19 protein-coding genes and 1 pseudogene are annotated in these 24063 nt (G+C 72.0%); 13 read left to right on the forward strand and 7 right to left on the reverse strand.

Annotated features, from left to right (window positions below):
- Positions 1-28: 28 nt before the first annotated feature.
- The 4 genes from dxr to DB033_RS03830 all read left to right on the forward strand — a co-directional run bounded on the left by dxr (position 29) and on the right by DB033_RS03830 (position 4585).
- Entirely contained in the window at positions 29-1135 is a 1107-nt protein-coding gene (gene dxr, locus DB033_RS03815; RefSeq protein ID WP_111765523.1) for a 1-deoxy-D-xylulose-5-phosphate reductoisomerase, read from the forward strand.
- Positions 1129-2451 (forward strand): M50 family metallopeptidase, encoded by a 1323-nt coding sequence (locus DB033_RS03820; RefSeq protein ID WP_111765524.1) that lies wholly within the window; start codon positions 1129-1131, stop codon positions 2449-2451. The genes dxr and DB033_RS03820 overlap by 7 nt, the downstream gene beginning before the upstream one ends.
- Positions 2452-2559: 108 nt before the next feature.
- Positions 2560-3723, forward strand: a complete 1164-nt coding sequence (ispG, locus tag DB033_RS03825) for a flavodoxin-dependent (E)-4-hydroxy-3-methylbut-2-enyl-diphosphate synthase (protein ID WP_111765525.1) — start codon at positions 2560-2562, stop codon at positions 3721-3723.
- A 25-nt stretch (positions 3724-3748) separates the two neighbouring features.
- Positions 3749-4585, forward strand: coding sequence for a GNAT family N-acetyltransferase (locus DB033_RS03830; protein WP_111767214.1), 837 nt, complete (start codon positions 3749-3751; stop codon positions 4583-4585).
- Positions 4586-4655: 70 nt separating this feature from the next.
- On the opposite strand, the gene DB033_RS03835 is transcribed toward DB033_RS03830, so the two are convergent.
- Positions 4656-5324: a DsbA family oxidoreductase gene (locus DB033_RS03835; RefSeq protein ID WP_111765526.1), complete on the reverse strand. Its 669-nt coding sequence runs from the start codon at positions 5322-5324 to the stop codon at positions 4656-4658.
- 264 nt (positions 5325-5588) lie between these two features.
- On the opposite strand from DB033_RS03835, the gene DB033_RS03840 reads away from it, so the two are divergent.
- Together DB033_RS03840 and map are read left to right on the forward strand one after the other, a co-directional pair.
- On the forward strand, positions 5589-7415 hold the full coding sequence (locus DB033_RS03840; protein ID WP_157970493.1) for a penicillin-binding transpeptidase domain-containing protein: 1827 nt from the start codon (positions 5589-5591) through the stop codon (positions 7413-7415).
- A gap of 71 nt (positions 7416-7486) precedes the next feature.
- Positions 7487-8344 carry a type I methionyl aminopeptidase gene (gene map / locus DB033_RS03845; protein WP_111767215.1) on the forward strand — a complete coding sequence of 286 codons (858 nt, stop codon included), beginning with the start codon at positions 7487-7489 and terminating at the stop codon, positions 8342-8344.
- Between the two features lie 1753 nt (positions 8345-10097).
- On the opposite strand, the gene DB033_RS03850 is transcribed toward map, so the two are convergent.
- The 3 genes and pseudogenes from DB033_RS03850 to DB033_RS03860 all read right to left on the reverse strand — a co-directional run bounded on the left by DB033_RS03850 (position 10098) and on the right by DB033_RS03860 (position 13837).
- The gene (locus DB033_RS03850; protein ID WP_111767216.1) at positions 10098-11510 is read right to left on the reverse strand and encodes a mycothione reductase; all 1413 of its coding nucleotides are present in this window, start codon (positions 11508-11510) and stop codon (positions 10098-10100) included.
- 142 nt (positions 11511-11652) lie between these two features.
- Positions 11653-12604 (reverse strand): annotated as a pseudogene (locus DB033_RS03855) (RIO1 family regulatory kinase/ATPase domain-containing protein).
- A 495-nt stretch (positions 12605-13099) separates the two neighbouring features.
- A complete protein-coding gene (locus tag DB033_RS03860) occupies positions 13100-13837 on the reverse strand; it encodes a YaaA family protein (RefSeq protein ID WP_111767217.1) in 738 nt (245 codons plus the stop codon).
- Between the two features lie 25 nt (positions 13838-13862).
- On the opposite strand from DB033_RS03860, the gene DB033_RS03865 reads away from it, so the two are divergent.
- Positions 13863-14621 carry a fructosamine kinase family protein gene (locus DB033_RS03865; protein ID WP_111765529.1) on the forward strand — a complete coding sequence of 253 codons (759 nt, stop codon included), beginning with the start codon at positions 13863-13865 and terminating at the stop codon, positions 14619-14621.
- Positions 14622-14707: 86 nt separating this feature from the next.
- Positions 14708-16471, forward strand: a complete 1764-nt coding sequence (locus DB033_RS03870; protein ID WP_111765530.1) for a proline--tRNA ligase — start codon at positions 14708-14710, stop codon at positions 16469-16471.
- Positions 16472-16698: 227 nt separating this feature from the next.
- Here the strand turns inward: DB033_RS03870 and DB033_RS03875 are convergent, their stop codons facing one another.
- Positions 16699-17052, reverse strand: coding sequence for an iron chaperone (locus tag DB033_RS03875; RefSeq protein ID WP_205843634.1), 354 nt, complete (start codon positions 17050-17052; stop codon positions 16699-16701).
- A 342-nt stretch (positions 17053-17394) separates the two neighbouring features.
- Between DB033_RS03875 and DB033_RS03880 the strand changes: the two genes are divergently transcribed.
- Entirely contained in the window at positions 17395-17706 is a 312-nt protein-coding gene (locus DB033_RS03880) for a hypothetical protein (RefSeq protein WP_157970494.1), read from the forward strand.
- Between the two features lie 5 nt (positions 17707-17711).
- On the opposite strand, the gene DB033_RS03885 is transcribed toward DB033_RS03880, so the two are convergent.
- Positions 17712-18272: a ferritin-like domain-containing protein gene (locus DB033_RS03885; protein WP_111765533.1), complete on the reverse strand. Its 561-nt coding sequence runs from the start codon at positions 18270-18272 to the stop codon at positions 17712-17714.
- Complete coding sequence (locus tag DB033_RS03890) at positions 18269-18808, reverse strand: hypothetical protein (RefSeq protein ID WP_157970495.1); 540 nt, start codon at positions 18806-18808, stop codon at positions 18269-18271. Before DB033_RS03890 ends, DB033_RS03885 begins: the two co-directional genes overlap by 4 nt.
- A 61-nt stretch (positions 18809-18869) precedes the next feature.
- Here DB033_RS03890 and rimP point away from each other — a divergent pair, with 61 nt between their 5' ends.
- The 4 genes from rimP to infB all read left to right on the forward strand — a co-directional run bounded on the left by rimP (position 18870) and on the right by infB (position 24061).
- Complete coding sequence (gene rimP / locus DB033_RS03895; protein ID WP_111765535.1) at positions 18870-19649, forward strand: ribosome maturation factor RimP; 780 nt, start codon at positions 18870-18872, stop codon at positions 19647-19649.
- A complete protein-coding gene (gene nusA / locus DB033_RS03900) occupies positions 19646-20659 on the forward strand; it encodes a transcription termination factor NusA (RefSeq protein ID WP_111765536.1) in 1014 nt (337 codons plus the stop codon). The genes rimP and nusA overlap by 4 nt, the downstream gene beginning before the upstream one ends.
- A gap of 106 nt (positions 20660-20765) precedes the next feature.
- A complete protein-coding gene (locus tag DB033_RS21615) occupies positions 20766-21017 on the forward strand; it encodes a YlxR family protein (RefSeq protein WP_276309194.1) in 252 nt (83 codons plus the stop codon).
- Positions 21018-21157: 140 nt separating this feature from the next.
- Positions 21158-24061: a translation initiation factor IF-2 gene (infB, locus tag DB033_RS21620; protein WP_111765538.1), complete on the forward strand. Its 2904-nt coding sequence runs from the start codon at positions 21158-21160 to the stop codon at positions 24059-24061.
- Positions 24062-24063: the final 2 nt, after the last annotated feature.

The following is a 24063-nucleotide window of genomic DNA, read 5'->3' on the forward strand; positions in this document are numbered from 1 at the left end:
ACGGTCCTCCGTCGTCGGGTCGGGCAGAATGGCTGCCGTGCGACGACTGACGATCCTGGGCTCGACCGGTTCCGTCGGCACCCAGGCCCTGGACATCGTCCGGGCCAACCCCGACCTGTTCGCCGTGGTGGGTCTCTCCGCCGGTGGCGGCAATCCCGAGCTGTTCGCCCGGCAGGCCGCCGAGTTCCCCGGGGCCGCCACGGCCGTGGGCGCGCAGGCCTCCACCCGGCTGGTCCACGACGTCGAGGCCGACGTCGTCCTCAACGCCATCACCGGCTCGGTCGGGCTCGCGCCGACCCTGGCCACCCTCGAGACCGGCCGCACCCTCGCGCTGGCCAACAAGGAGTCGCTGGTCGCGGGCGGCGCACTGGTCACCCGCGCCGCCGCGCCCGGCCAGATCGTCCCGGTCGACTCCGAGCACTCCGCGCTCGCGCAGGCGCTGCGGTCCGGGACCCACGGTGAGGTCGCGGCGCTGGTGCTGACCGCCTCCGGCGGGCCGTTCCGGGGGCGCACCGCCGACGAGCTGCGCGAGGTCACCGCGGCCCAGGCACTCGCGCACCCGACGTGGGCGATGGGGCCGGTGGTCACGCTGAACTCCGCGACGCTGGTCAACAAGGGGCTCGAACTCATCGAGGCGCACCTGCTGTTCGACATCCCGTACCCGCAGATCGAGGTGGTCGTCCACCCGCAGTCGATCGTCCACTCGATGGTCACCTTCACCGACGGCAGCACCCTGGCGCAGGCGAGCCCGCCCGACATGAAACTGCCGATCGCGCTGGGCCTGGGGTGGCCCGACCGGGTCCCCGGCGCAGCGCTCGCCTGTGACTTCTCGCAGGCCCAGTCGTGGACGTTCGAACCGGTCGACCACGTGACGTTCCCGTCGTTGAACCTGGCCCGCCGGGCGGGCGAGGCCGGCGGCCGGCTGCCGGCGGTGTTCAACGCCGCCAACGAGGAGCTGGTCGCGGCTTTCCTGTCCGGAAATCTGGCGTTCCCACTCATTCCCCAGACTCTCGAGCGCATCCTGGACAGGAGCCCTGCCGCCTTCACCGACGACGCGACCACCCTCGCCGACGTCACCGAGGCCGAGGACTGGGCTCGTGACGCCACCACGAGAGAACTGGGTCGAGCATGTTGATCGCGATCGGGGTGATCCTGTTCGTCCTCGGGCTGCTGCTGTCCATCGCCCTGCACGAACTGGGCCACTTGACCTTCGCCAAGCTGTTCAACGTCCGCACGACGCAGTACATGATCGGGTTCGGCCGGACACTGTTCTCCCGCCGCCGTGGCGAGACCGAGTACGGCCTGAAGGCGATCCCGCTGGGCGGCTACATCCGGATGGTCGGGATGGTGCCGCCGGCCCGGGTCGGCGCGAGGTTCCGCGGCCCGACGACCACCGCGGTCAGTCCGTTCGGCCTGTTCCGGCAGATCGCCGAGGACTCCCGCACCAACGACAGAGCCGCCGTGATCGACGGTGTCGACGATGGCCGGCAGTTCTACCAACTGCACCCGTTCAAGCGCATCGTCATCATGTTCGCCGGGCCGTTCATGAACCTGGCCATCGCCGTCGTGCTGTTCGGCATCCTGCTCGTCGGGATCGGCGTCCCCACCGCGGTGCCCACGGTGGCCGCGGCTTCGGAGTGCATCATCTCCGCCGAGACCGCCCAGACCCGCACCGACTGCGAACCCGGGGACCCGGCGGCGCCGGCCAAGGTGGCCGGGCTGCAGCCGGGGGACCGCTTCGTGTCCCTGGACGGCGTGCCCGTCCAGGACTGGGACCAGCTGCGCGCCGTCATCGCCGCGTCCGCCGGCAAGACGGTCAGCGTCGTCTACGAGCGCGACGGTCAGCAGCTCACCAGCCAGATCCCGGTCATCCAGACCGTCCGCAACGTCTACGACGACCAGGGCAAGGTCACCGGCCAGGAGACCGTCGGCGTCATCGGCGTCTCGCCGCAGATGCCCTACATCAGCCAGTCGCCGGTGGCCGCCCTGCAGACCACCGGCGCGTTCATCGGGCGCGCGGCGACCGCTGTGGTGCAGATCCCGTCGCGGATCCCGGCGCTGTGGGACGCCATCTTCTCCGGCCAGGAACGCGACCTCAACACGCCCGTGGGCATCGTCGGGGCCGGCCGGATCAGCGGCGAGATCCTCGACCTGGACACCACCGCCAAGGACAAGCTCGCGCTGTTCCTGCAGCTCCTGGCCGGTTTCAACATGAGCCTGTTCCTGATCAACCTGCTGCCGCTGCTGCCGCTGGACGGCGGCCACATCCTCGGTGCGGTCATCGAGTGGATCCGGCGGGGCTTCGCCAGGATCGCCCGCCGGCCCGACCCCGGTCCGTTCGACGTGGCCAAGCTGATGCCCGTCGCCTATGTCGTGGCATTGTTGTTCGTGGGTCTCACCGCGCTGACGTTCGTCGCCGACGTCGTCAACCCGGTCAAGCTGTTCGGCTGATCCGCACCGATCGGCACGCCCGCCGCGCAGCCCGGGGAGCATCGTCGCCCCGGACGTACCACTCGACCCGCACCACCTGAGAAGCAACGAGAGGGGCACGACACCGCAATGGTGAGCCTCGGAATCCCGTCCATGCCGTCCGACCGTGTCGTCCCGGTGCTGGCCCCGCGTCGCAAGACCCGGCAGCTGATGGTCGGCGACGTCGGCGTCGGCAGCGACTCACCGGTGTCGGTGCAGTCGATGACCACCACCGTCACCGCCGACATCAACACCACCCTGCAGCAGATCGCCGAGCTGACCGCCGCGGGCTGCCAGATCGTCCGCGTCGCGGTACCCAGCACCGACGACGCCGAGGCCCTGCCCGCGATCGCCAGGAAGTCGCAGCTACCGGTGATCGCCGACATCCATTTCCAACCGAAGTACGTCTTCGCCGCGATCGACGCCGGCTGCGCCGCGGTCCGGGTCAACCCGGGCAACATCATCCAGTTCGACGACAAGATCGGCGAGATCGCCAAGGCGGCCACCGACGCCGGCATCTCCATCCGCATCGGCGTCAACGCCGGCTCGCTCGACAAGAGGTTGCTCGCCAAGTACGGCAAGGCCACGCCGGAGGCGCTGGTCGAATCCGCGCTCTGGGAGTGCTCGTTGTTCGAGAAGTACGACTTCCGGGACATCAAGATCTCGGTCAAGCACAACGACCCGGTCGTCATGGTCCGCGCCTACGAGCTGCTGGCCGAGCAGTGCGACTACCCCCTGCACCTCGGCGTGACCGAGGCCGGCCCCGCCTTCCAGGGCACCATCAAGTCGGCCGTCGCCTTCGGCGCGCTGCTGTCCCGTGGTATCGGCGACACGATCCGGGTCTCGCTGTCCGCGCCGCCGGTCGAGGAGGTCAAGGTCGGGCTGCAGATCCTGGAATCGCTCAACCTGCGCGAACGGGGCCTGGAGATCGTGTCCTGTCCGTCCTGCGGTCGCGCCCAGGTCGACGTGTACAAGCTCGCCGAGGAGGTCACCGCCGGCCTCGAAGGCATGGACGTCCCGCTGCGGGTGGCGGTCATGGGCTGCGTCGTCAACGGTCCCGGTGAGGCCCGTGAAGCCGACCTCGGTGTGGCCTCCGGCAACGGCAAGGGCCAGATCTTCGTCAAGGGGGAGGTCATCAAGACCGTTCCCGAGCACGAGATCGTCGAGACGCTCATCGAGGAGGCCATGAAGCTGGCCGACGCGATGAAGCTCGCCGGTGCGGTGTCCGGCGAGCCTGTCGTCAGCACGGTCTGACCGGAGCGGCACCGTGGCGCTGAGCATGGTGGCGAGTCTGCCGGTGAAGGTCCTCGGACCCGCCCAGCTGCCGCAGGTCGCCGCCACCCTGGCCGCCGACCCGTACGCGGGGTGCATCGTCGGCGCCCGTTTCGACGACCACACCCAGCGCAACGGCCGTCTGGGCGGGCAGTTCTGGGGCATCAACGGTGGTCGGGGCGGGCTGTGCTTCGTCGGGCCCAACCTGGTGCCGCTGAGCGGCGACGAGCGGGCGCTGCGCGCGTTCGCGGCCATGGCCGCGCGGCGCCCCCGGGCGAGTGCGTCGGTGTGCGGGCGCCGGGAGCTGGTGCTGCCGCTGTGGGACCGGCTGGAGCGACGCTGGGGCCCGGCCCGGTTGATCCGCGCCGAGCAGCCGTTCCTCGTCTGCGCCGACCCGCCGGCGGTCGCGCCCGATCCGCTCGTCCGGGCGGCCCGAACCGAGGACCTGCCGTCCTACTTCCCGGCCGCGGTGGCGATGTTCACCGAGGAGATCGGCGTCGACCCCACCGAGGGCGACCACGGCCGTTCGTACCGCAACCGCGTCGGCGAGCTGATCCGGCAGGGCCGCGCGTTCGTCCGGTACGACGGTGATCAGGTGGTGTTCAAGGCCGAGGTCGGGTCGTTGTCCGATCGGGCGGCGCTCATCCAGGGTGTGTGGGTGCGGCCGGACCGCCGCGGTGAGGGCATCGCCGGTCCCGCGATGGCCGCCGTGATGCGGGCCGTGCAGGACGGCCTCGGCCGGACCCCGTGCCTGTACGTCAACGACTTCAACCTCGCTGCCCGCGCCGCCTACCGGCGGGTGGGGTTCCAGCAGATCGCGACCTACGCCTCGGTCCTGTTCTAGGCCTTGCGGGCAGGCCGGCGGCGGAACCCGGGCCGGTTCCGGGCACCGACGAGGTGCGCGGGAAGACCGATCAGGGGGAGGTGGCGGCCTCCAGGGCGGCCAGGAACTCGGCGGGCTCGGCGGCACCACGGACGACGTACCGCCCGCCGATGACGAAGTGCGGGACGCCGCGCACCCCGGCGTCCGCCGCCGCCGCCTGATCGGCGCGGACGGCGGCGAGGTGACGGCCGTCGGTCAGGGCGGCGCGGATGTCCGTCGGGTCGAGGCCGACCTCGGCGCCCAGCGCCGCCAGCTCGTCGACGCGGCCGACGTGCCGCCCCTGTTCGAAGTAGGCCTGGAACAGCCGCTCGTAGGCCTGTGCCTGCACGCCGTGTTCGCGGGCGTGGTGCAGGAACTGGTGGGCCAGCACCGTGTTCGTGTGCTGGAGTGCGTCGAAGTCGTAGCTCAATCCGACCTCCGCGGCGATCCCGGTGACCCGGCCCAGCATCGCCCGGACCTCCGTCGCCGGAATGCCCTTGTGCTGCACCAGGAACTGCAGCTCGGAGCCGTCGAAGTCCACGGGGGTCTCCGGCGACAGCTCGTAGCTGTGATAGGTCACCTCGACCCCGGCGGTGCTGCGCTCGCGGAACGCGGCCAGTGCGGCCTCGAACTTCCGCTTGCCGATGAAGCACCACGGGCAGGCGATGTCGGACCAGACGTCCACGGTGACGGTCGGCAGGGTCGGGGTGTCGGCGGTCATGACGAGATCAACCCGGCGTCGGCGGTGGTATTCCCGACTGCCGGGTGCGTGGGGTTTGGTGCCGGCCCCGCCGCTCACGTCGGGGCCTGGCCCTGCGCGCGCGGTCCGGTGGGCGCCCTGCCGCTTCGGTCGGGGCCTGGCCCTGCGCTCGCGGTCCGGTGGGCGCCCTGCCGCTCCGGTCGGGGCGGCGGCCGCGCGTTCCCGTGTGCGCCCACGGCCGGGTTCCCGGCATCGGCGCCGCCCGGCCGGATACTGGGAGACGTGATGCTGCGACGCCACCGCCCGACCCGGACCGGACTGGCACTGCTGGCCGTGCTGGCCCTGCTCGTCGGCTGCACGTCCTCGACGCCCAGAGCCGCCGACCCCACCACGGAGGTGGCCGCGTTCGCGGCGGCCTGGCAGGGCGGCGACCTCGTGACCGCCGCCGGCCTCACCGACGACGCCCCGGCGGCCACCCAGCTGCTCAAGCAGAGCGAGCTGAACCTCAGCCCGTCCGAGTTCGCCGTGACGCCCGGCGCCGTCACCCGCACCTCCGACACCACGGCCACCGCGACCGCTGCGGTGAGCTGGACGCTCGGCGACGCCGGGCAGTGGGCCTACGACGTCGACTGGACGTGGACGCTGGGGGAGAGCGGGTGGCGGCTGGACTGGTCGCCGACCGACGTGCACCCGCAACTCGGCCCGCAGCAGGGCCTCACCGTGCGCATCACCAAGGCCATCGACGGCACCATCGTCGACCGCGACGACAACCAGCTGGTCAACCCGGTGCCAGTCTTCAGCATCCTGGCCCTGAAGGACTCGATCACCGACGTCCCGGGGACGGCGGCGACGCTGGCGACCGTGCTGGCGCCGTTCGACGCCACACTCACCGCCGCCGACATCGAGGCCGGCATCGTCGCCTCGGAGCCCACCACCGGCTACACCGTGCTCAACCTGCGCCAGGCCGACTTCGACACCGTGGCCGCCCAGCTCGCCGCCCTGCCCGGCATCGCCACCCCGTCGGAGGTCCGCAACCTGCCGCCCACCCGCGACTTCGCGAAATCCCTGCTGGGACAGGTGACGCCGGTCGCGACCGAGATGATGACCGGGACCTCCGGCTGGCGGATCGCCACCATCGACACCACCGGCGCGGAGATCGTCACCCTCGCCGAGCAGCCCGCCGTTCAGGGCCAGAAGGTGACGCTGACGTTGGACTCGGACCTGCAGCAGGCCGCGGACCGCGCGGTCGGCGCGATCACCCTGCCGGCCGTCGTCGTGGCCATGCAACCCTCCACCGGCGAGGTCCTCACCGTCGCCCAGAACGCCGCCGCCGACGCCCAGGGCACGATCGCGCTGTCGGGCCGCTACCCGCCGGGGTCGATCTTCAAGATCGTCACGGCCACCGCCGGCATCGACGACGCCGGTCTGACCCCGGTGACCAAGGTGCCGTGCCCGGGAGTCACCACCATCGACTCCCGCCCCATCCGCAACGCCCACGACTTCGACCTCGGCACCGTCGACCTCACCCTCGCCTTCGCCAAGTCGTGCAACACGACGTTCGCCGAGGTGGCCAGCGCGCTGCCGGCCGACGCACTGCACGCCACGGCCAAGGAGTACGGCGTCGGCCTGGACTTCGACATGAAGGGCGCGATCACCCTGACCGGCCAGTCACCCGTCGCCGAATCCGTCGTCGAGCAGGCGGAGAACGGTTTCGGCCAGGGGCGCGACCTCGTCAGCCCGTTCGGGGCGGCGCTGATGGCCGCGACCGTCGCCCACGGTTCGATGCCGATCCCGACGCTGATCCGCGGCACCACCACCACCGTCGACGAGCCCGCGCCACCCCGCTCGGCGGCGGCGAGTGCGGCGCTCCCGGTGCTCATGGCCGCGGTCACCGCCGAGGGCACCGGGTCGCAGCTGCAGGGATTCGGGGACATCCGGCTGAAGACCGGCACGGCGGAGTACTCCGACGAGACCGGGGCCCTCAAGGCGCACGCCTGGACCGTCGGCTACCTGGGCGACATGGCGTTCGCCGCCTTCATCGCCGGCGGTGACGACTCGGTACGCACCAATGAGCTCGCCACGTCGTTCCTGACCAACGCCGGGCTGGGCTGAGAGGCCCCTCCGCCCCGCCGCCGGGGCTCGGGCGGCGCGACGGGGGTGTCGCGGTGACTACCGTGGACGGCATGCTCCGCACCGCCGTCAAGCCCGGCCGACCGACCCCGAACCGCACCGTCCCCGCCTCGATCCCGCATCCCGAGTACGTCGGCAAGGCCCGCCCGACGCCGGGCGACGGCCAGCACGTCCAGACCGCGGAGACCATCGAGAAGATGCGGATCGCGTCGCGCATCGCCGCCGGGGCACTGCAGGAGGCCGGGCGCGCGGTGCGCCCCGGGGTGACCACCGACGAGCTCGACCGGATCTGCCACGAGTACGTGCTCGACCACCACGCCTACCCGTCCACCCTGGGCTACCGGGGTTACCCGAAGTCCTGCTGCACCTCGCTGAACGAGGTCATCTGCCACGGCATCCCGGACAGCACCGTGGTGCAGGACGGCGACATCGTCAACATCGACGTCACCGCCTTCATCCACGGCGTGCACGGGGACACCAACGCCACGTTCCTGTCCGGTGACGTCGCCGAGGAGAACCGGCTGCTGGTCGAACGCACCGAGGAGTGCCTGAACCGGGCGATCAAGGCGGTCCGGCCCGGACGGCAGCTCAACGTCATCGGCCGGGTCATCGAGAACTACGCGGCCCGGTTCGGCTACGGCGTGGTGCGCGACTACACCGGCCACGGCATCAACGAGACGTTCCATTCGGGGCTGGTCATCCTGCACTACGAGGACACCTCGGTGACCACGGTGCTGGAGGAGGGGATGACGTTCACCATCGAGCCCATGATCACCCTCGGCGGCATCGCCTGGGACCTGTGGGACGACAACTGGACCGTCGTCACGCGCGACGGCTCGTGGACGGCGCAGTTCGAACACACGCTGGTCGTCACCGCCACCGGCGCGGAGGTGCTGACGCTGGCGCCCTGAGGCTGTTTCGAGGGTGGGCTGAGACCGGGGTTGGGCGTCTGCCGCACGAATCCGAGTCTGCCGGGCCTGCAGGGTGGGCACGGCCGGATTCGGTGGCAGACGGACGCGGCGGCGGCCGGGCAGCTGCGGCCGGGGCTTCCCCGGATGCTCGCGCGACCTCGCCGTGCGTGTGCCGCACGAATCTTGGTCTGCCGAGCCTGCAGGGTAGGCACGGCCCAGTTCGGTGGGCAGATGGGTGCCTCGGGACGGACGTCCTCGTCGTGCCGGATGCAGTGCGGGTGTGCCGCAGGAATTCGCGTCTGCCCACCCTGCTGGGTGCTTGCGGCCCCATCCGGCCTGTGGGCGGTGCCGAGGCCCGAAAGCCCTGTGTGCCGGGGTGCGGCGCGTATGCCCAATGAATGCGGGTCTGCCCACCCTGCAGGGCGGGCACAACCTGGTTCGGTGGGCACATCGCTGTCGGGGGTGGACCGGGGCAGCTGCGGGTCGGGGCTTCGTCTGGGTGCCCGCGCGACGTCGCCGTGCGTGTGCCGCACGAATCTGCGTCCGCCGAGCGTGCAGGGTGGGCACGGCCCGGTTCGGTGGGCACACCGGTGTCGGGGGTGGTGGCCGGGGCAGCTGCGGTCGGGGCTTCGTCTGGGTGCTCGCGCCGGGTCGCCGTGCGTGTGCCGCACGATTCTGCGTCTGCCGAGCCTGCAGGGTGGGCACGGCCGGATTCGGTGGGCACATCGCTGTCGGGGGTGGTGGCCGGTGCAGCTGCGGTCGGGGCTTCGTCTGGGTGCTCGCACGACGTCGCCGTGCGTGTGCCGCACGAATCTGCGTCTGCCGAGCCTGCAGGGTGGGCACGGCCCGGTTCGGTGGGCAGATGGGTGCCGGGGGACGGAAGTCCTCGTCGTGCCGGGTGTGCTGTGCGGGTGTGCCGCAGGAATGCGCGTCTGCCCACCCTGCTGGGTGCTTGCGGCCCCATCCGGCCTGTGGGCGGTGCCGAGGCCTGAAAGCTCTGCGTGCCGGGTGCAGCCAGGTGTGCCCAATGAATGCGGGTCTGCCCACCCTGCAGGGTGGGCACAACCTGGTTCGGTAGGCACATCGCTGTCGGGGGTGGACCGGGGCAGCTGCGGCCGGGGCTTCGTCTGGGTGCCCGCGCGACGTCGCCGTGCGTGTGCCGCACGAATCTGCGTCCGCCGAGCGTGCAGGGTGGGCACGGCCCGGTTCGGTGGGCACACCGGTGTCGGGGGTGGTGGCCGGGGCAGCTGCGGTCGGGGCTTCGTCTGGGTGCTCGCGCCGGGTCGCCGTGCGTGTACCGCACGATTCTGCGTCTGCCGAGCCTGCAGGGTGGGCACGGCCGGATTCGGTGGGCTGATCCGTCGAACAGGACGCGACAGGCCGGCCCCGTGCCGCAGCGCGGGCGCAACCAACCGTCCGAGTCCGGCAGCTCGGTCGCAACGTAACGAAGTGGTGCGGCAGCTCAGCGGTGACAGGTCGCCCGGTCGGGAGCTCAGGTGCGAAGGACCGGTCCGGCCCGGCGGCTGAACCGCGACGAACGGTCCCGCAGCCAGCGCCAACGCCCGCCCCGGCCCCGCAGCTGAGCTGCAACGAGCGGTCCGAACTGCTCAGCGCCAACGCCCGTTCCGGCACCTCGAACGCCGGACCGGCCCGTTGACGATTCAGCGGCTGCCGGGGTTCTCGTCCCGTCGGACCTTGCGGCGGGCAAGGGCGTCCACGATCTTGTGGATGGCGTTCATGAGGGCACGCACGGTCACTCCCTGTCGTCGGCGGGTTCGGGGTCGAGTTCCAGTCCGAGCAGCGCGTTCTCGATGAGCTCGGGGAGCGCGGGGTGGATCCAGTACTGACCACGGGCCAGCCCGCGGACCGACTGGCCGAACGACATCGCCTGGATGAGCGGCTGGATCACCGTCGCGGCCTCCGGGCCGATGATGTGCGCGCCGAGCAACCGGCCGGACGCCGGATCGGCGATCAGCTTCGCGAAGTGCGTGGTGTCCTCACGGGCCCAGCCGGCGGCGATGTCGCCGTACTGCTGCGTCTTCACGACGTGGCGCACCCCGTGTCTGACCGCCTCGTCCTCGGTGAGGCCGACGCTGGCCACCTGCGGGTGACCGAACACCGCGGCCGGCACGAAACGGTGATCGGTCGCGACGAGCGCGTCCGGATGCCGGAGATTGTGTGCGACCGTCCGTGCCTCCGCGTTGGCGACGTGCTTGAGCGCGTAGTGCGAGCTGATGTCGCCCAGCGCCCAGATGCCGTCCACGTTGGTGCGCTGCTGCGCGTCGACCTTGATCCGGCCGTCCTTGTGCAGCTCCAACCCGGCCGCCTCGGCGTCGAGCAGATCGGAGTTGGGCGTGCGGCCGGTGGCGATCAGCACCAGGTCGACGTCGAGGGTGGACTCGCCGTCGGGTCCGTCCAGGGTCGCGGTGATGCCGTCCGCGGTCGCGTCGAGCCCGGCGATCTGGGAGTTCAGGCGCAGGTCGTAGCGCTGTCCGGCGTCGGTGGTGAACACCTCGGACACGTCGCGGTCGTGCTTGGCGAGCAGCCGGTCCCCCCGGACCGCCTGGATCACCGTGGTCCCGAACGAGGCGAAGACGTGCGCGAACTCCGACGCGATGTAGCCGCCGCCGATGATGAGCAGCCGACCCGGCAGGTCGTCGATGCGCATCACGGTGTCGCTGGTGTGGACGCGCGCCTTCACGGTCGCGTCGTCCAGACCCGGGATGTCCGGGATGAGCGGCCTGCCGCCGGCACCGATGACGATCCGGTCGGCGGTGATGGTCTCGCCGGTCCCGGTGTCGATGGTGTGGGCGTCGAGGAACCGGGCGGTGCCGGTGTAGACCGTCTGGTTGGGTGTCCGGGGACCGCTGCGGTACTCGCGTCCGCCCGCCTCGATGGCGTCGATCCGCCCGAAGATGCGGTCCCGGATGGCCGGCCAGTGCACCTTGTCCAGGCTGGCGTCGACGCCGAACCGGGACGCCTCCACGGTGCCGGTGGCCAGTTCCGCCGGCCAGACGAACATCTTGGTGGGAATGCACCCCACGTTGGTGCAGGTGCCCCCGAAGAGGCCCTTCTCGAGGATGGCGATGGACCAGTCGTCGAAGTCAGGTCCGGGGATCGAGTTGGCGGATCCGGTTCCGATGATGGCGAGGTCGAAGTGGCGCACGACGCCCACTGTAGGCGGCGCCGCGCGCCCGGCGGCGGTACCGGGCGCGGGTCGCTCCCATCCGACGCCGACCGCTCCAGGGCGCCACCCGCCGGCCTGCCGGACCGGACCGCCGACCCGGGGTGATGGCGCCGGCCGCGTGTCAGAGCCCCGCGAAGTCGGCCAGCCGGGTGGCGAGCAGATCACCGTCGGCGCCGGGAACGCCGCGCCGGGCGAAGAAGTCGGCGATGACCGACGCGTCGCGGGCGAGGAACGCCGGGCCCTGCGGGTTGGCGATCACGTCGACGATCTGCGGCAGGTCGATCAGGACGCACCGCCCGTCGGCGACGAGCACGTTGTACGGCGACAGGTCCCCGTGGGTGTAGCCGAGGGACGCGACCAGCTCCAGGCTGTGCACCAGGTCCTGCCAGAGCGCGGTGAACCAGTCGACCGGTTCACAGTGGTCGGGCACCGGTACCGCAGCGAGTCGGGGAGCGGCCGCGCCGTCACCGTCGCCGACGAACTCCATCATCAGCTCGGAGCCGATGAGCTGCACCGGGTAGGGCACCGGCGCGCCGGCGGTCCACAGCGCCGACAGGGCCGCGAACTCCGCCGCCGCCCATTTGCCGGCGAGCAGTTCGCGACCGAAGGCCGTCCGGGTGGTCATCGCGCGGCCCTCCCGGGTGCGGCGCGTCCGGCGTCCCTCCTGGTAGCCCGCGTCGCGGTGGAACATCCGGTGCTCCGAGGAGCGGTAGGTCTTGACGGCCAGCAGCGACGACGGCCCGCCGGGCAGGCCCCGCTCCAGCAGATGGACGTCGGCCTCCTTGCCCGTCTTGAGGACACCCAGCGGATGGTCGATCGCGGAGTAGGACGTCACGACCCAACCGGGGACCGGCTCGGGCCCGCGGGCGGCGGTGTCGTAGGTCGAGTAGGCGGTGGATGCGGTGACCGGTGGCGCGGCGCCACCGCGCGGGTCCTGGTCCGGGACGGGAACCGGTTCGGCGGCGGCGACCTCGCGTCGGCCGGACCTGCCCTCGACGACGACGTGGCGTCGGCCTGCGGCGGTGGCGGAGCGGAACTTCTGGAACGACACGTCGTCGTCCCCGTCGTCCCAGTCGCCCCTGGCGTCCTGGTCGTCGTCGTCGTCGTCGGCGGCGGCGGCGGCGTCGGACCACGGGCCGACGGGACCGTAAGGCGCGGCACCGGCGGGCGCGGGCCCGGCGGCGTCACGGTCCGAGGGGTCGGGGGCGTCGGGAAGATCGGCGGGTCGGTCGTCGCTGCTCACGGACGGGTCGACGACCTGCAGATGACGCTTGGTGTGGGTGCCGTGGGTCGGCATGGGAGCGGCTCCAGAGGGAAGGTCCGGACCCGGGAACGCCGACGAGGTCAGCGGGGCAGGGGATCCGGTGAGGGGAGGATGCGGGAGTGCCACACGGGGGCGACGGACACGGGCTCCTCCTTCACGCTCACGGACCTGCGGTGTTCAGTGCTGCGGTGTCGTCGAGCTGCGGTGCTCGGACTGACGTGCCCTGAACGGGGGTGGTCTGGCGCACCGCGACGTCTCGGTGCACGGATGATCCTGGCCGGGAGACTCCCGGCGGGCAACCGATTTACCCGGTGACGACCGTCAGGACGGTCGGCCCGGTGTGCTCGACGGTCAGCCCGCCCCGGCGGGCGGCGCGCACCACGGCGCCCACCGAATCGAGCTCCGCCCGCGACTGACACAGCACCCGGGCCAGAACGCCCTTGGTGGCCTTGCTGAAATGCGACACCACGCTCCGGCTGCCGTCTGGACGTTCGGTGACGACATCCACGGTGACCGCTCCGGCGACGGGCCCCAGCGCGGCGTAGGCACCCGATCGCAGGTCCAGCGTCAGCTCGCCGGTGCTCAGAGCCGGCGCGAGCAGCGGTTTCCAGCGCGCGGCGAGTCCGCCCCGACCCGGCAGCTTCGCGTTGGCCGACAACCGGTAGGCGGGCAGCGGGTCGGTCGCCCGGGTCGCGCCGAACAGCGCGGAGCCGATCACCAACCGGGCGTCCGCGCGCCCGCGTTGCACCGTCGTCATCGTCGCGACCCCGAGATGGTCGTACAGCACCCCCGTGTACCGGTCCAGGGCGGGCAGCGTCGGCGCGGTGCGCAGAGCGGCGTTGGCCGCGATCTCGGTGTCGAGCGAGGGCTTCACACCGAGCGCGGCACGGGCGGCGGGCAGGTCGGCGGCGAGCGTGACGAGTTCGTCGACGAGCGTCTCTCGCAGCGGGGTGAGCCCGGGAAAGGCCAGCGCGGCGAGGTCCAGCGGTGCACCGTGGCCGCCGGTCCGCTTCGTCTCGGACGGGGGCAGCAGGATGAGCACGACGGGCCAGCCTACGGTCTTGCCCATGAGCTTCCGAAAGCAGCGCGACGATGCCCCCGCCGGGTTCTTCGAGGCCGAGGCGGCCGGTCTGCGGTGGCTGGCCGCGGCCCCCGACGGGGCGACGGTCGTCGACGTGCTCGACGTGGGACCGGGCTTCATCGAGCTGCCGCGGGTGCGCGACGGCGCGGCCGGCGCCACCGCCGCCCGCGCCTTCGGGGCGGCGCTGTCCCGCACCCATGACGCCGGGGCGGCCGCCTGGGGCGCCCCGCCGGACGGCTGGACCGGCCCGACCTTCATCGGACGACAGGAGATGAGCTGCCGCCCCGCCGCGTCGTTCGGTGCCTTCTATGCCGGTCAACGGGTCCTGCCCTACCTGCGGAAAGCGGTCGATCGCGGGCACGTGGACGCGGCCGACGCCCGAGCGGTCGAGCGGGTCTGCGACCGGCTGGTGGCCGGCGACTTCGACGACGGTGAGTCGCCGGCACGCATCCACGGCGACCTGTGGAGCGGCAACGTGCTGTGGACCGCCGCGGGGGTGTGCCTCATCGATCCGGCCGCGCACGGCGGTCATCGTGAGACCGACCTGGCGATGTTGGCCCTGTTCGGTGCGCCGCGGCTCCGCGACATCCTCGACGGCTACTCCGACACCCACCCGCCGGCGGACGGCTGGCGCGACCGGGTGCCGCTGCACCAGCTGCACCCGCTCGCGGTGCACGCCGCCAGCCACGGACGCGGATACGCCCAGCCGCTGGCGGACGCCGCGCGGGCGGTGCTGGCGCTGTAGGGCGGCCCGGAAACCGCAGGATCGGCCGCCGACCGGCCAGTAGGCTGACCCGTCGGACCGTCACTTCACCCGAGGAGCCCCATCCCGTGATCACCCGCATGTCGACCCTGTTCCTGCGCACCCTGCGCGAGGACCCGGCGGATGCGGAGGTGCCGAGCCATCGGCTGTTGGTCCGGGCCGGCTACGTCCGGCGCGCCGCCCCCGGGATCTACACCTGGTTGCCACTGGGCCTGAAGGTGCTGCGCAACGTCGAGAAGATCGTCCGCGAGGAGATGGACGCCGCCGGTTCGCAGGAGGTCAGCTTCCCCGCGCTGCTGCCCCGCGAGCCCTACGAGGCGTCGGGTCGCTGGACCGAGTACGGCGACAACGTGTTCCGCCTCAAGGACCGCAAGGGGGCGGACTACCTCCTCGGGCCCACGCACGAGGAGATGTTCACGCTGCTGGTGAAGGACCTGTACTCGTCCTACAAGTCTCTGCCGCTGTCGATCTACCAGATCCAGACGAAGTACCGCGACGAGGCCCGGCCCCGCGCCGGCATCCTGCGCGGCCGCGAGTTCGTGATGAAGGACGCCTACTCCTTCGACATCGACGACGCCGGGCTGGAGAGCGCCTACCAGAAGATGCGGGAGGCCTACCGTCGTGTGTTCGACCGGCTCGGGTTCTCCTACGTCATCGTCTCGGCGATGAGCGGTGCCATGGGCGGCTCGGCGTCTGAGGAGTTCCTGGCCATCTCGCCGGTCGGTGAGGACACCTTCGTCCGCAGTGAGAGCGGTGACTACGCGGCCAATGTCGAGGCCGTGACGATGCCCTCGCCGCCGGCGATCCCGTTCGACGACCTGCCGCCCGCGCACGTCGAGGACACTCCCGACACCCCCACCATCCAGACCCTCGTCGACCACCTCAATGCGGCGTTCCCCCGGGACGACCGGCCGTGGACCGCGGCCGACACGCTGAAGAACGTGCTGGTGCTGCTGCGCCACCCGGACGGCGCGACCGAGCCGCTGGCCGTCGGTGTTCCCGGCGACCGCGAGGTGGACCCGAAGCGGCTGGAGGCCCAGGTGTCCCCGGCCGAGGTCGAGGCGTTCGACGAGGCGCAGTTCGCCAGGTACCCGTCGCTGGCCAAGGGCTACATCGGGCCGGGTGCGCTCGGTTCCGGGAACGCTTCCAAGATCAGGTATCTCGTGGATCCGGCGGTCGTGTCGGGGACCAGCTGGGTGACCGGCGCCGACCAGCCGGGCAGGCACGTCCTCGGCCTCGTCGCCGGCCGTGACTTCACCCCTGACGGCGTCATCCACGCCGCCGAGATCCGGGACGGCGACCCGAGTCCGGGGCCCGCCGGTGGGGTGCTGCAGACCGCCCGTGGCATCGAGATGGGCCACATCTTCCAGCTGGGCCGCAAGTACGCCGACGCTCTCGATCTCAAGGTGCTGGACCAGAACGGCAAGCTCGTCACCGTCACCATGGGCTCGTACGGCATCGGGGTGTCCCGTGCGGTGGCCGCCATCGCCGAGGACAACCACGACGACAAGGGTCTCGCCTGGCCCCGCGAGATAGCCCCCTACGACGTGCATCTCGTCATCGCCGGCAAGGGGGCCGAGCTGTTCGACGCGGCCGGTGCGGTCGCGGACGAGCTGTCCGCTGCGGGCGTCTCCGTGCTGCTGGACGACCGGGCGGCTTCGCCGGGCGTGAAGTTCGCCGACGCGGAACTGCTCGGGATGCCGACGATCGTGGTCATCGGACGCTCCTGGGCGACCGGCACCGCCGAGGTCCGGGACCGGGCGTCGGGGGCGAAGTCCGAGGTCGCCGCGACCGACCTGGTGGCGACGGTGCTGGCGGCCGTCCGGGGTTGAGCTGACCTCCGGTTTTCGGCGTGATTTTCACCGGATGACGGTGATCCTCACGCCGAATCCGGGCTTTCGGGCGCCTTGGGCCGGGTTCGTCTGGCGCCCGGCTCGTCCCGACCCGGGCCGTGCGTTCGGCGTAATCATCACCGGCATCCGGTCATCTTCACGACGGAAGCACAGGTTCCGTGCCGCCCGAGTCACCGACTCCCCACGCTGGAGGGCGGGCCCGATGTTCAGCCGCTAAGCCGGCGTCTCACCGCCAGCGTCACGATGCGGTCGAGGACGTCCCACGGGAACGGCGTTCGGTAGGGAAAGTGAACCGAGTCCTTGGCCGCGCGGTACGGCGCGACCAGTTCCTCGTAGGCGGCGTCGCCGAACGGCACCGGGTAGACGCCGAGGTGCTTCTTCCAGGCCGCGTAGTAGAGCAGGGCGGTGCCGTCCATCGTCACGGTCGGCATCTGGTAGCTGATGGTCTCGCCGGCGTCGGGCACCGTCGAGCGCAGCCGTTCCCGCACCCGGGTCAGCAGTTCCCGGACCTCGTCGGAGCCGGCGGCGGCGACGTACTCGTCGACGGTCTTCGCGGTCACGCTCACTCCTCCGGTCCGGCTGGGGCGGGACGCTACCGCGGTGCCCACGATCCGACCAGGCGGGCGTGCAACCGGCGGCCGCTCCGCTCCCGTCCGGTTGTCACGGACCGACCGGAGGACACTCGTGCGACACGGAGCAGGAACAGTGGTGGGCCTCGTACTCTCGGCGCTCGTCGGAGGATGCGCGGGCGCCCCGGACACCGCCGGCGCGCCGGCTGGCCCGTCGCGCCCCCTGGGCTCCACCGCGACCTCGCAGCCCACCGGACCGCCGCTGCCCATCGGCCTCCCACCGGGACCTGGATCAGCGGGCAGGGTTCAACCGCACTCGCCCAGGGGATGCTGTTGGCCGGCCCCGACGGTTGTGTCTACCTCGGCCCGGTCAGCGATCCCGCGGTCATTTCCGCGCGTTCGGACGGGGACGGCGGGCCGGTGCTGGTCATCTGGCCACGCGGCTTCCGGGCCGTCGGCTCTCCCGCGGTCGGATTGACCGTCCTCGATGCCGACGGCAGGGAGGTGGCCCGCACCGGGGATGTCGTGGATCTCGGCGGCTCGGGCTGGAACCGGACACAGTCCGAGACAGGCGGCCAGTGCACCGCAGCCCCGTCGGACTCGATCTGGATGGCCAACACCGTCGGGCTGCGCACCCTGCGGTGACGGCCTCAGGACGGTTCGTCGCCCGGGAACGGCACGGTGGTGGGCGCAGCCCCGGCCAGCACCCGCCAGCCGGTGAGCCGGACGGCGGCATCGGACAGTGCGGTCAGCGCGAAGCGCCGCAGCTGGTAGTTGCCGGTCGATCCGATGACGGCGCGCCAGGCGTTGGTGGCGTCCTTCTCGATGGCGACCGCCACCTGCAGCGCGGTGACCCGGTCGTTGACGACCACCGGCACCCGGTACGCGACCTCGGTGGCGACCGGCTCGGCACCGACGGAGCTGAGCAGGTCGGTCGTCGAGTCCCGGATCTGCTCGTTGGCCAGGCGGTTCTGCCGGATCAGGTCGACGTCGTCCCCGTCCCAGGCGCTGATCAGCCCGTACGCCCAGACGGCGGCGTGCGCGGTGCCGAGCCCGATCTGGATCGCGGCGACCGCCGCCGGCTCCACCTCACCGATGTCCACCTGGGTGGTGACGACCGCGCCGCCGCTGCCGGGAACGACCGAGACCGACGCCTCGCCGCTCGGGGCGGGCGCGCCCGTGGTTCCGGACGGGGTGCTGGGCGCGGTCATACGGTGAGCACCGATCGGTGGGTGGCCAGGCAGGCCGAGATGGAGGCGAAAAGGGCGGCGCGGTAGGCCCCGGTGGCCACCACGCCGTCGCTGAACTGCAACTGCGCGTTCTCCGCGTCGGAGCGGATGGTGGCCAGGGCCGTCGTGACGTCCGGGGAGACCTGCAGACTCGCCGCGTCTCCCGGGGAGGACGGCTCGGTGCCCTCGGGCAGTACCGAACCCGACGCCCGGGCGTCCTCGGTGCGCAGGGCGTCGAGGTGCGCGGCGCGGTCGGCCCGCAACGGCGTGAGCAGCGCCACCGTGGCGCCGTCGGCGGCGTAGGTGGTGAGGGTGGCGTCCAGCCGGGCGAGGTGCAGCCTGGTCGTCGCGATCAGCGTCTCGATCGGGTCGACCGGCGGCGGGGCCTCGACGGTGCTGGTCACGGTGGGTGCGTCGCCCCCGAACACCGAACAGCCGGTGAGGGCCACCGCACCCGCACCGCCGACGCCGGTGAGGAAACTGCGTCGGCCGATCGGGCGTGGACGGGGACTGGGCACGCCGGACATCATTCCAGATGCGGTTACTCTGATCGGGACAACTACACAGGCGGGAGACACGATGAAGCCAGCTGACGAGGACGCTCTGCGTGAACTGGCACGGTCGGTCGTCGGGCGCGTCGAGGGCCTGGACCTCGAGGACGTAGTCGTCGTGGCCGCCGGCCGGCGCTCACTGGTCCGGGTGATCGTGGACGGCGACCACGGGGTCACCCTGGACGCCGCCGCCGAGATCAGCCGCACGCTCGCCGCCGAGCTCGACGCCGCCGAGGAGGCGGGAACCGCCCTGCTGGGTGCCGAGCCCTACACGCTCGAGGTCACCAGTCCCGGCATTGGCCGCCCGCTCACCGAGGAACGGCACTTCCGCCGGGCCCGGGCGCGGTTGCTGACCGTCACCATGATGGACGGGACCAAGATCGAGGGACGGGCCCGCCGTGTGGTCGAGGGCACGCTCGAGTTGCTGACCGGCACCGACGCCACCGTCACGGCCGTCCCGCTGGGCGACATCCGGCGGGCCAAGGTCGAGGTCGAGTTCGGCAAGATGCCGCCCGCCCACGTCGCGCTGCTCGACGCCGACGGGTTCGTCGACCCCGCCCGCGCGTTCGACGAGGTGCCGGCCGACGCCTTCACCGACGACGAGCTCGAGGGCGACACCGACGACCTCGACACCGATGACGAGGGCGACGATTTCGAGGACGACGACACCGACGACCTCGACGACGACCCGGCCGACACCGACGACACCGACGACCTCGACGAGGACGACACCGCCACCACGGTCGACCCGACCCCCACACCCGGCAGCACCCGCAGCACGAGCACCACGGAAGAAGGACAGCAGTGAACGTCGACATCGCCGCACTGAGGGCGGTCGAACGGGAGAAGAACATCAGTTTCGAGTCCCTCATCGAGACCCTCGAGACCGCCCTGCTCACCGCGTACCGGCACACCGACCACCATGCTCCGCGCGCCCGCGTCGAGGTCAACCGCAAGACCGGCCAGATCCGCGTGCTCGCCCGCGAGCCGCGCGGCGACGGTGAGGACGGTCCCGAGTGGGACGACACGCCCGAGGACTTCGGCCGGATCGCCGCCACCACCGCCCGGCAGGTCATCCTGCAGCGGCTGCGCGACGTCGAGAACGAGCGCACCTTCGGCGATTTCGCCGGTCGCGAGCACGACCTCATCACCGGTGTCGTCAGCGCCGACAGCCGGGTCAACGCCAAGGGCGTCGTCGTGGTCAGCCTGGGCGACATCGAGGGGGTCATCCCGGCGGCCGAGCAGGCGCCGGGGGAGAGCTACGTGCACGGCCAGCGGCTCAAGTGCTTCGTCGTGTCGGTCGTGCGCGGCATGCGCGGGCCGCAGATCACGCTGTCGCGTACCCACCCCGGCCTCGTCCGCAAGCTGTTCGCCCTGGAGGTCCCCGAGATCGCCGACGGCACCGTCGAGATCACCGACATCGCCCGCGAGGCGGGCCACCGGTCCAAGATCGCCGTGCGGGCCACCGTCCCCGGCGTCAACCCCAAGGGCGCCTGCATCGGCCCGATGGGCCAGCGGGTCCGCGCGGTGATGAGCGAGCTGAACGGCGAGAAGATCGACATCATCGACCACGACCCGGACCCGGCGACGTTCGTCGGGAATGCGCTGTCGCCCGCACGCGCTCTCTCTGTCACGGTGGTCGACCTGGCCGCCCGCGCCGCCCGGGTGGTGGTGCCGGACTACCAGCTGTCACTCGCCATCGGCAAGGAGGGCCAGAACGCGCGGCTCGCCGCCCGGCTCACCGGATGGCGGATCGACATCCGGTCCGACGCCGAGCCCGCCGCGGACGGTGCCCCGGCCGGGGCACCGGGCAGGTAGAGTGAAGAAGGCCCGACTTCGGGCACCCATCCCCACACGCGGCGCCGGGCGACAGGCCCGGGCGGCGCAGGACGCGGACGGGCCTCCGGGCCCGGTGCGGACGTGTGTGGGGTGCCGTGCCCGTACGACGGCTGCTGACCTGCTGCGTGTCGTGGTCTCCGGGGGCGCCATCGTCCCCGATCCGCGGCACCGGCTCCCCGGTCGAGGGGCGTACCTGCACCTCGACGCGCAGTGTCTGCGGAACGCGATTCGCCGGAAGGCGTGGATGCGGGCCCTCCGGCTCGCCGCCCCGCTGCCCGACGACGCGGTCGCCGCCCACCTCGCCGAGGTGGTCGGGGAACCGGTAGGTGAGCAGTAGAACGGCAGTGCAGAGCACTCGCCATGTCCGACAACGAAGGCAGACCCATCGTGAGCACGCCGTGAAGCACCAGCGATGAGCATCATCACCAACTAGGCCCGGCGCGCCATCCGCCGCTGGGCCCCCTCAGAAGGAGACCAGTGGTAGGTAAGGCCCGAGTATCCGCGCTCGCAAAAGAGCTCGGCGTTCCCAGCAAAGATGTGATGTCGAAGCTCGCCGAGCTCGGCGAGTTCGTCAAGACCCCGTCCTCGACCATCGAGGCACCGGTGGTGCGCAAGCTGCGTGCGGCCTTCCCCGCAGCTGCCGCGGCCCCGGCCAAGGACACCAACGGCGGAGCCGGTCACGGTGCGGCCACCCGGCCCGCCCCGGCCGCTGCGGCGGCTCCCGCCCCGGCTCCCGCCGCACCCGCTCCGGCCGCGCCGGCGCCGGCCGCCGCCGCTCCGGTGGCGACCCCGGCTCCCGCCGCGCCCGCGGCGACCCCGGTGACGCCCGCACCCGCGCGTCCGGCGGCTCCGGCCCCGGCCGCCGCGCAGGCTCCGGCCGTGGCGGCACCGGCGGCTCCCGCCCGTCCGCAGACCACCGGCGCCCCGGCGCCCCGGCCGGCCGCTCCGCGTCCGGCGGCCCCGGCCGCTCCGGTCGCACCGGCCCCCGCCGCCCCGTCGGCGCCGGAGTTCCGGCCCGCCGCCGCGGCCGCTGCCGCACCCGAGCAGGCCGCACCGCCGGCCGCGCCGCGTCCCACCGGCGGCATCCCGGGCGCACCCCGCCCGCCGCGTGTCGGCAACAACCCGTTCGGTGTCGGCTCCGGTGGCCGCACCGCGCCGCCGCGTCCCGGCGGTGGCATCCCCGGCGCTCCGCGTCCGCCCCAGGCCCGTCCCGGTACCGGTGTCCCCGGTTCCGCACCGCGTCCGGCCGGTCCCGGTGGCCCGCGTCCGGGAACCCCGGGTGGCCGTCCCGGCACCCCGGGTGGTCGTCCCGGTTTCGGTGGCCCCCCCGGCGCCGCCGGCGGCGGCGCCTACCGTCCGGGCGGTGCGCCCGGCGGTTACCGTCCCGGTGGCCCGTCCACCGGTGGGCCCGCGCGTCCCGGTGGCGGTGGCCCCCGTGGTGGTGCCGGTCGCGGTACCGCGGCGGGTGCCTTCGGCCGCCAGGGTGGACCGTCCCGCAAGGGCCGCAAGTCCAAGAAGCAGCGTCGGCAGGAATTCGACAACATGCAGGCCCCGTCGGTCGGCGGCGTCGTCCTGCCCCGTGGCAACGGCAGCACCGTCCGTCTGGTGCGCGGTTCGAGCCTGGCCGACTTCGCCGACAAGATCGACGCCAACCCGGCCTCGATGGTGCAGGCGCTGTTCCACCTCGGTGAGATGGTGACCGCCACCCAGTCGGTGAGTGACGACATCCTGGAGCTGCTCGGCTCCGAGATGGGCTACGAGGTCGAGATCGTGTCCCCCGACGAGGAGGACCGCGAGCTGCTCGAGACGTTCGACCTGAACTACGGGGCGAACGAGGGCGGCGAGGACGAGCTGCAGATCCGGCCGCCGGTGGTCACCGTCATGGGTCACGTCGACCACGGCAAGACCCGGCTGCTGGACGCCATCCGCGACACGCACATCATGGACAAGGAGGCCGGCGGCATCACCCAGCACATCGGCGCCTACCAGGTGGCGACGGAGCTGGACGGCAACGAGCGGCTCATCACCTTCATCGACACCCCGGGCCACGAGGCGTTCACCGCCATGCGTGCCCGTGGTTCGAAGTCGACCGACATCGTGGTCCTGGTGGTCGCGGCCGACGACGGCGTGATGCCGCAGACGGTCGAGGCGATCAACCACGCCAAGGCAGCCGAGGTGCCGGTCGTCGTCGCGATCAACAAGATCGACAAGGAAGGCGCCAACCCGGACAAGATCCGGCAGCAGCTGACCGAGTACGGCCTGGTCGCCGAGGAGTACGGCGGGGACACCATGTTCGTCGAGGTCTCGGCGCGCGAGCGGATCAACATCGACGGACTGCTCGCAGCCGTCCTGCTGACCGCCGACGCGGCCCTGGACCTCACCGCCAACCCGAACATGCCCGCGCAGGGTGTGGCCATCGAGGCCCACCTCGACCGCGGTCGTGGTTCGGTGGCCACCGTGCTGGTCCAGCGCGGCACGCTCCGGGTCGGCGACTCGATCGTCACCGGCAACGCCTACGGACGCGTCCGGGCCATGCTCGGCGACCACGGCGAGAACGTCTTCGAGGCGCTCCCGTCGCGGCCCGTCCAGGTGCTAGGCCTCACCTCGGTGCCCGGCGCCGGTGACTCGTTCCTCGTCGTCGAGGAGGACCGCGTCGCCCGCCAGATCGCCGAGCGTCGGCAGGCCCGGGCCCGCAAGGCCCAGGTCGCCAACCGTCGCCGGATCACCCTGGAGGACCTGGGTACCGCGCTGGCCGAGAAGAAGATCGAGAACCTCACCCTGATCATCAAGGGCGACAACTCGGGCACCGTCGAGGCGCTCGAGGACTCCCTGATGCAGCTCGAGGTCGGTCCGGACGTGAACCTGCGCGTCGTGCACCGCGGTGTCGGTGGCATCACCCAGGACGACATCAACTTGGCGGCGACCACCGAGGCCATCGTGGTCGGCTTCAACGTGAAGCCGGTCCGTGGTGTCCAGGAGCTCGCCGACCGCGAGGGTGTCGACATCCGGTACTACACGGTCATCTACCAGGCGATCGACGAGATCGAGCTGGCCCTGAAGGGTCTGCTCAAGCCGGAGTACGAGGAGATCAACGTCGGGTCCGCCGAGATCCGCGAGGTCTTCCGCTCGTCGAAGTTCGGCAACATCGCCGGCTGCATCGTCCGGTCCGGCGAGATCCGACGGAACGCCAAGGCCCGTCTGCTCCGCAACGGCGTCGTCATCAACGACGACCTGCGGATCGACTCGCTCAAGCGGTTCAAGGACGACGCGGTCGAGGTGCGTGAAGGCTACGAGTGCGGTATCGGGCTCGGCAGCTGGAACAACATCGAGATCGAGGACACCATCGAGACGTACGAGACCCGCGAGAAGCCGCGCGCCTGACG

The organism is Nakamurella deserti (genome assembly GCF_003260015.1).
In the GTDB taxonomy this organism is placed as follows: Bacteria; Actinomycetota; Actinomycetes; order Mycobacteriales; family Nakamurellaceae; genus Nakamurella; species Nakamurella deserti.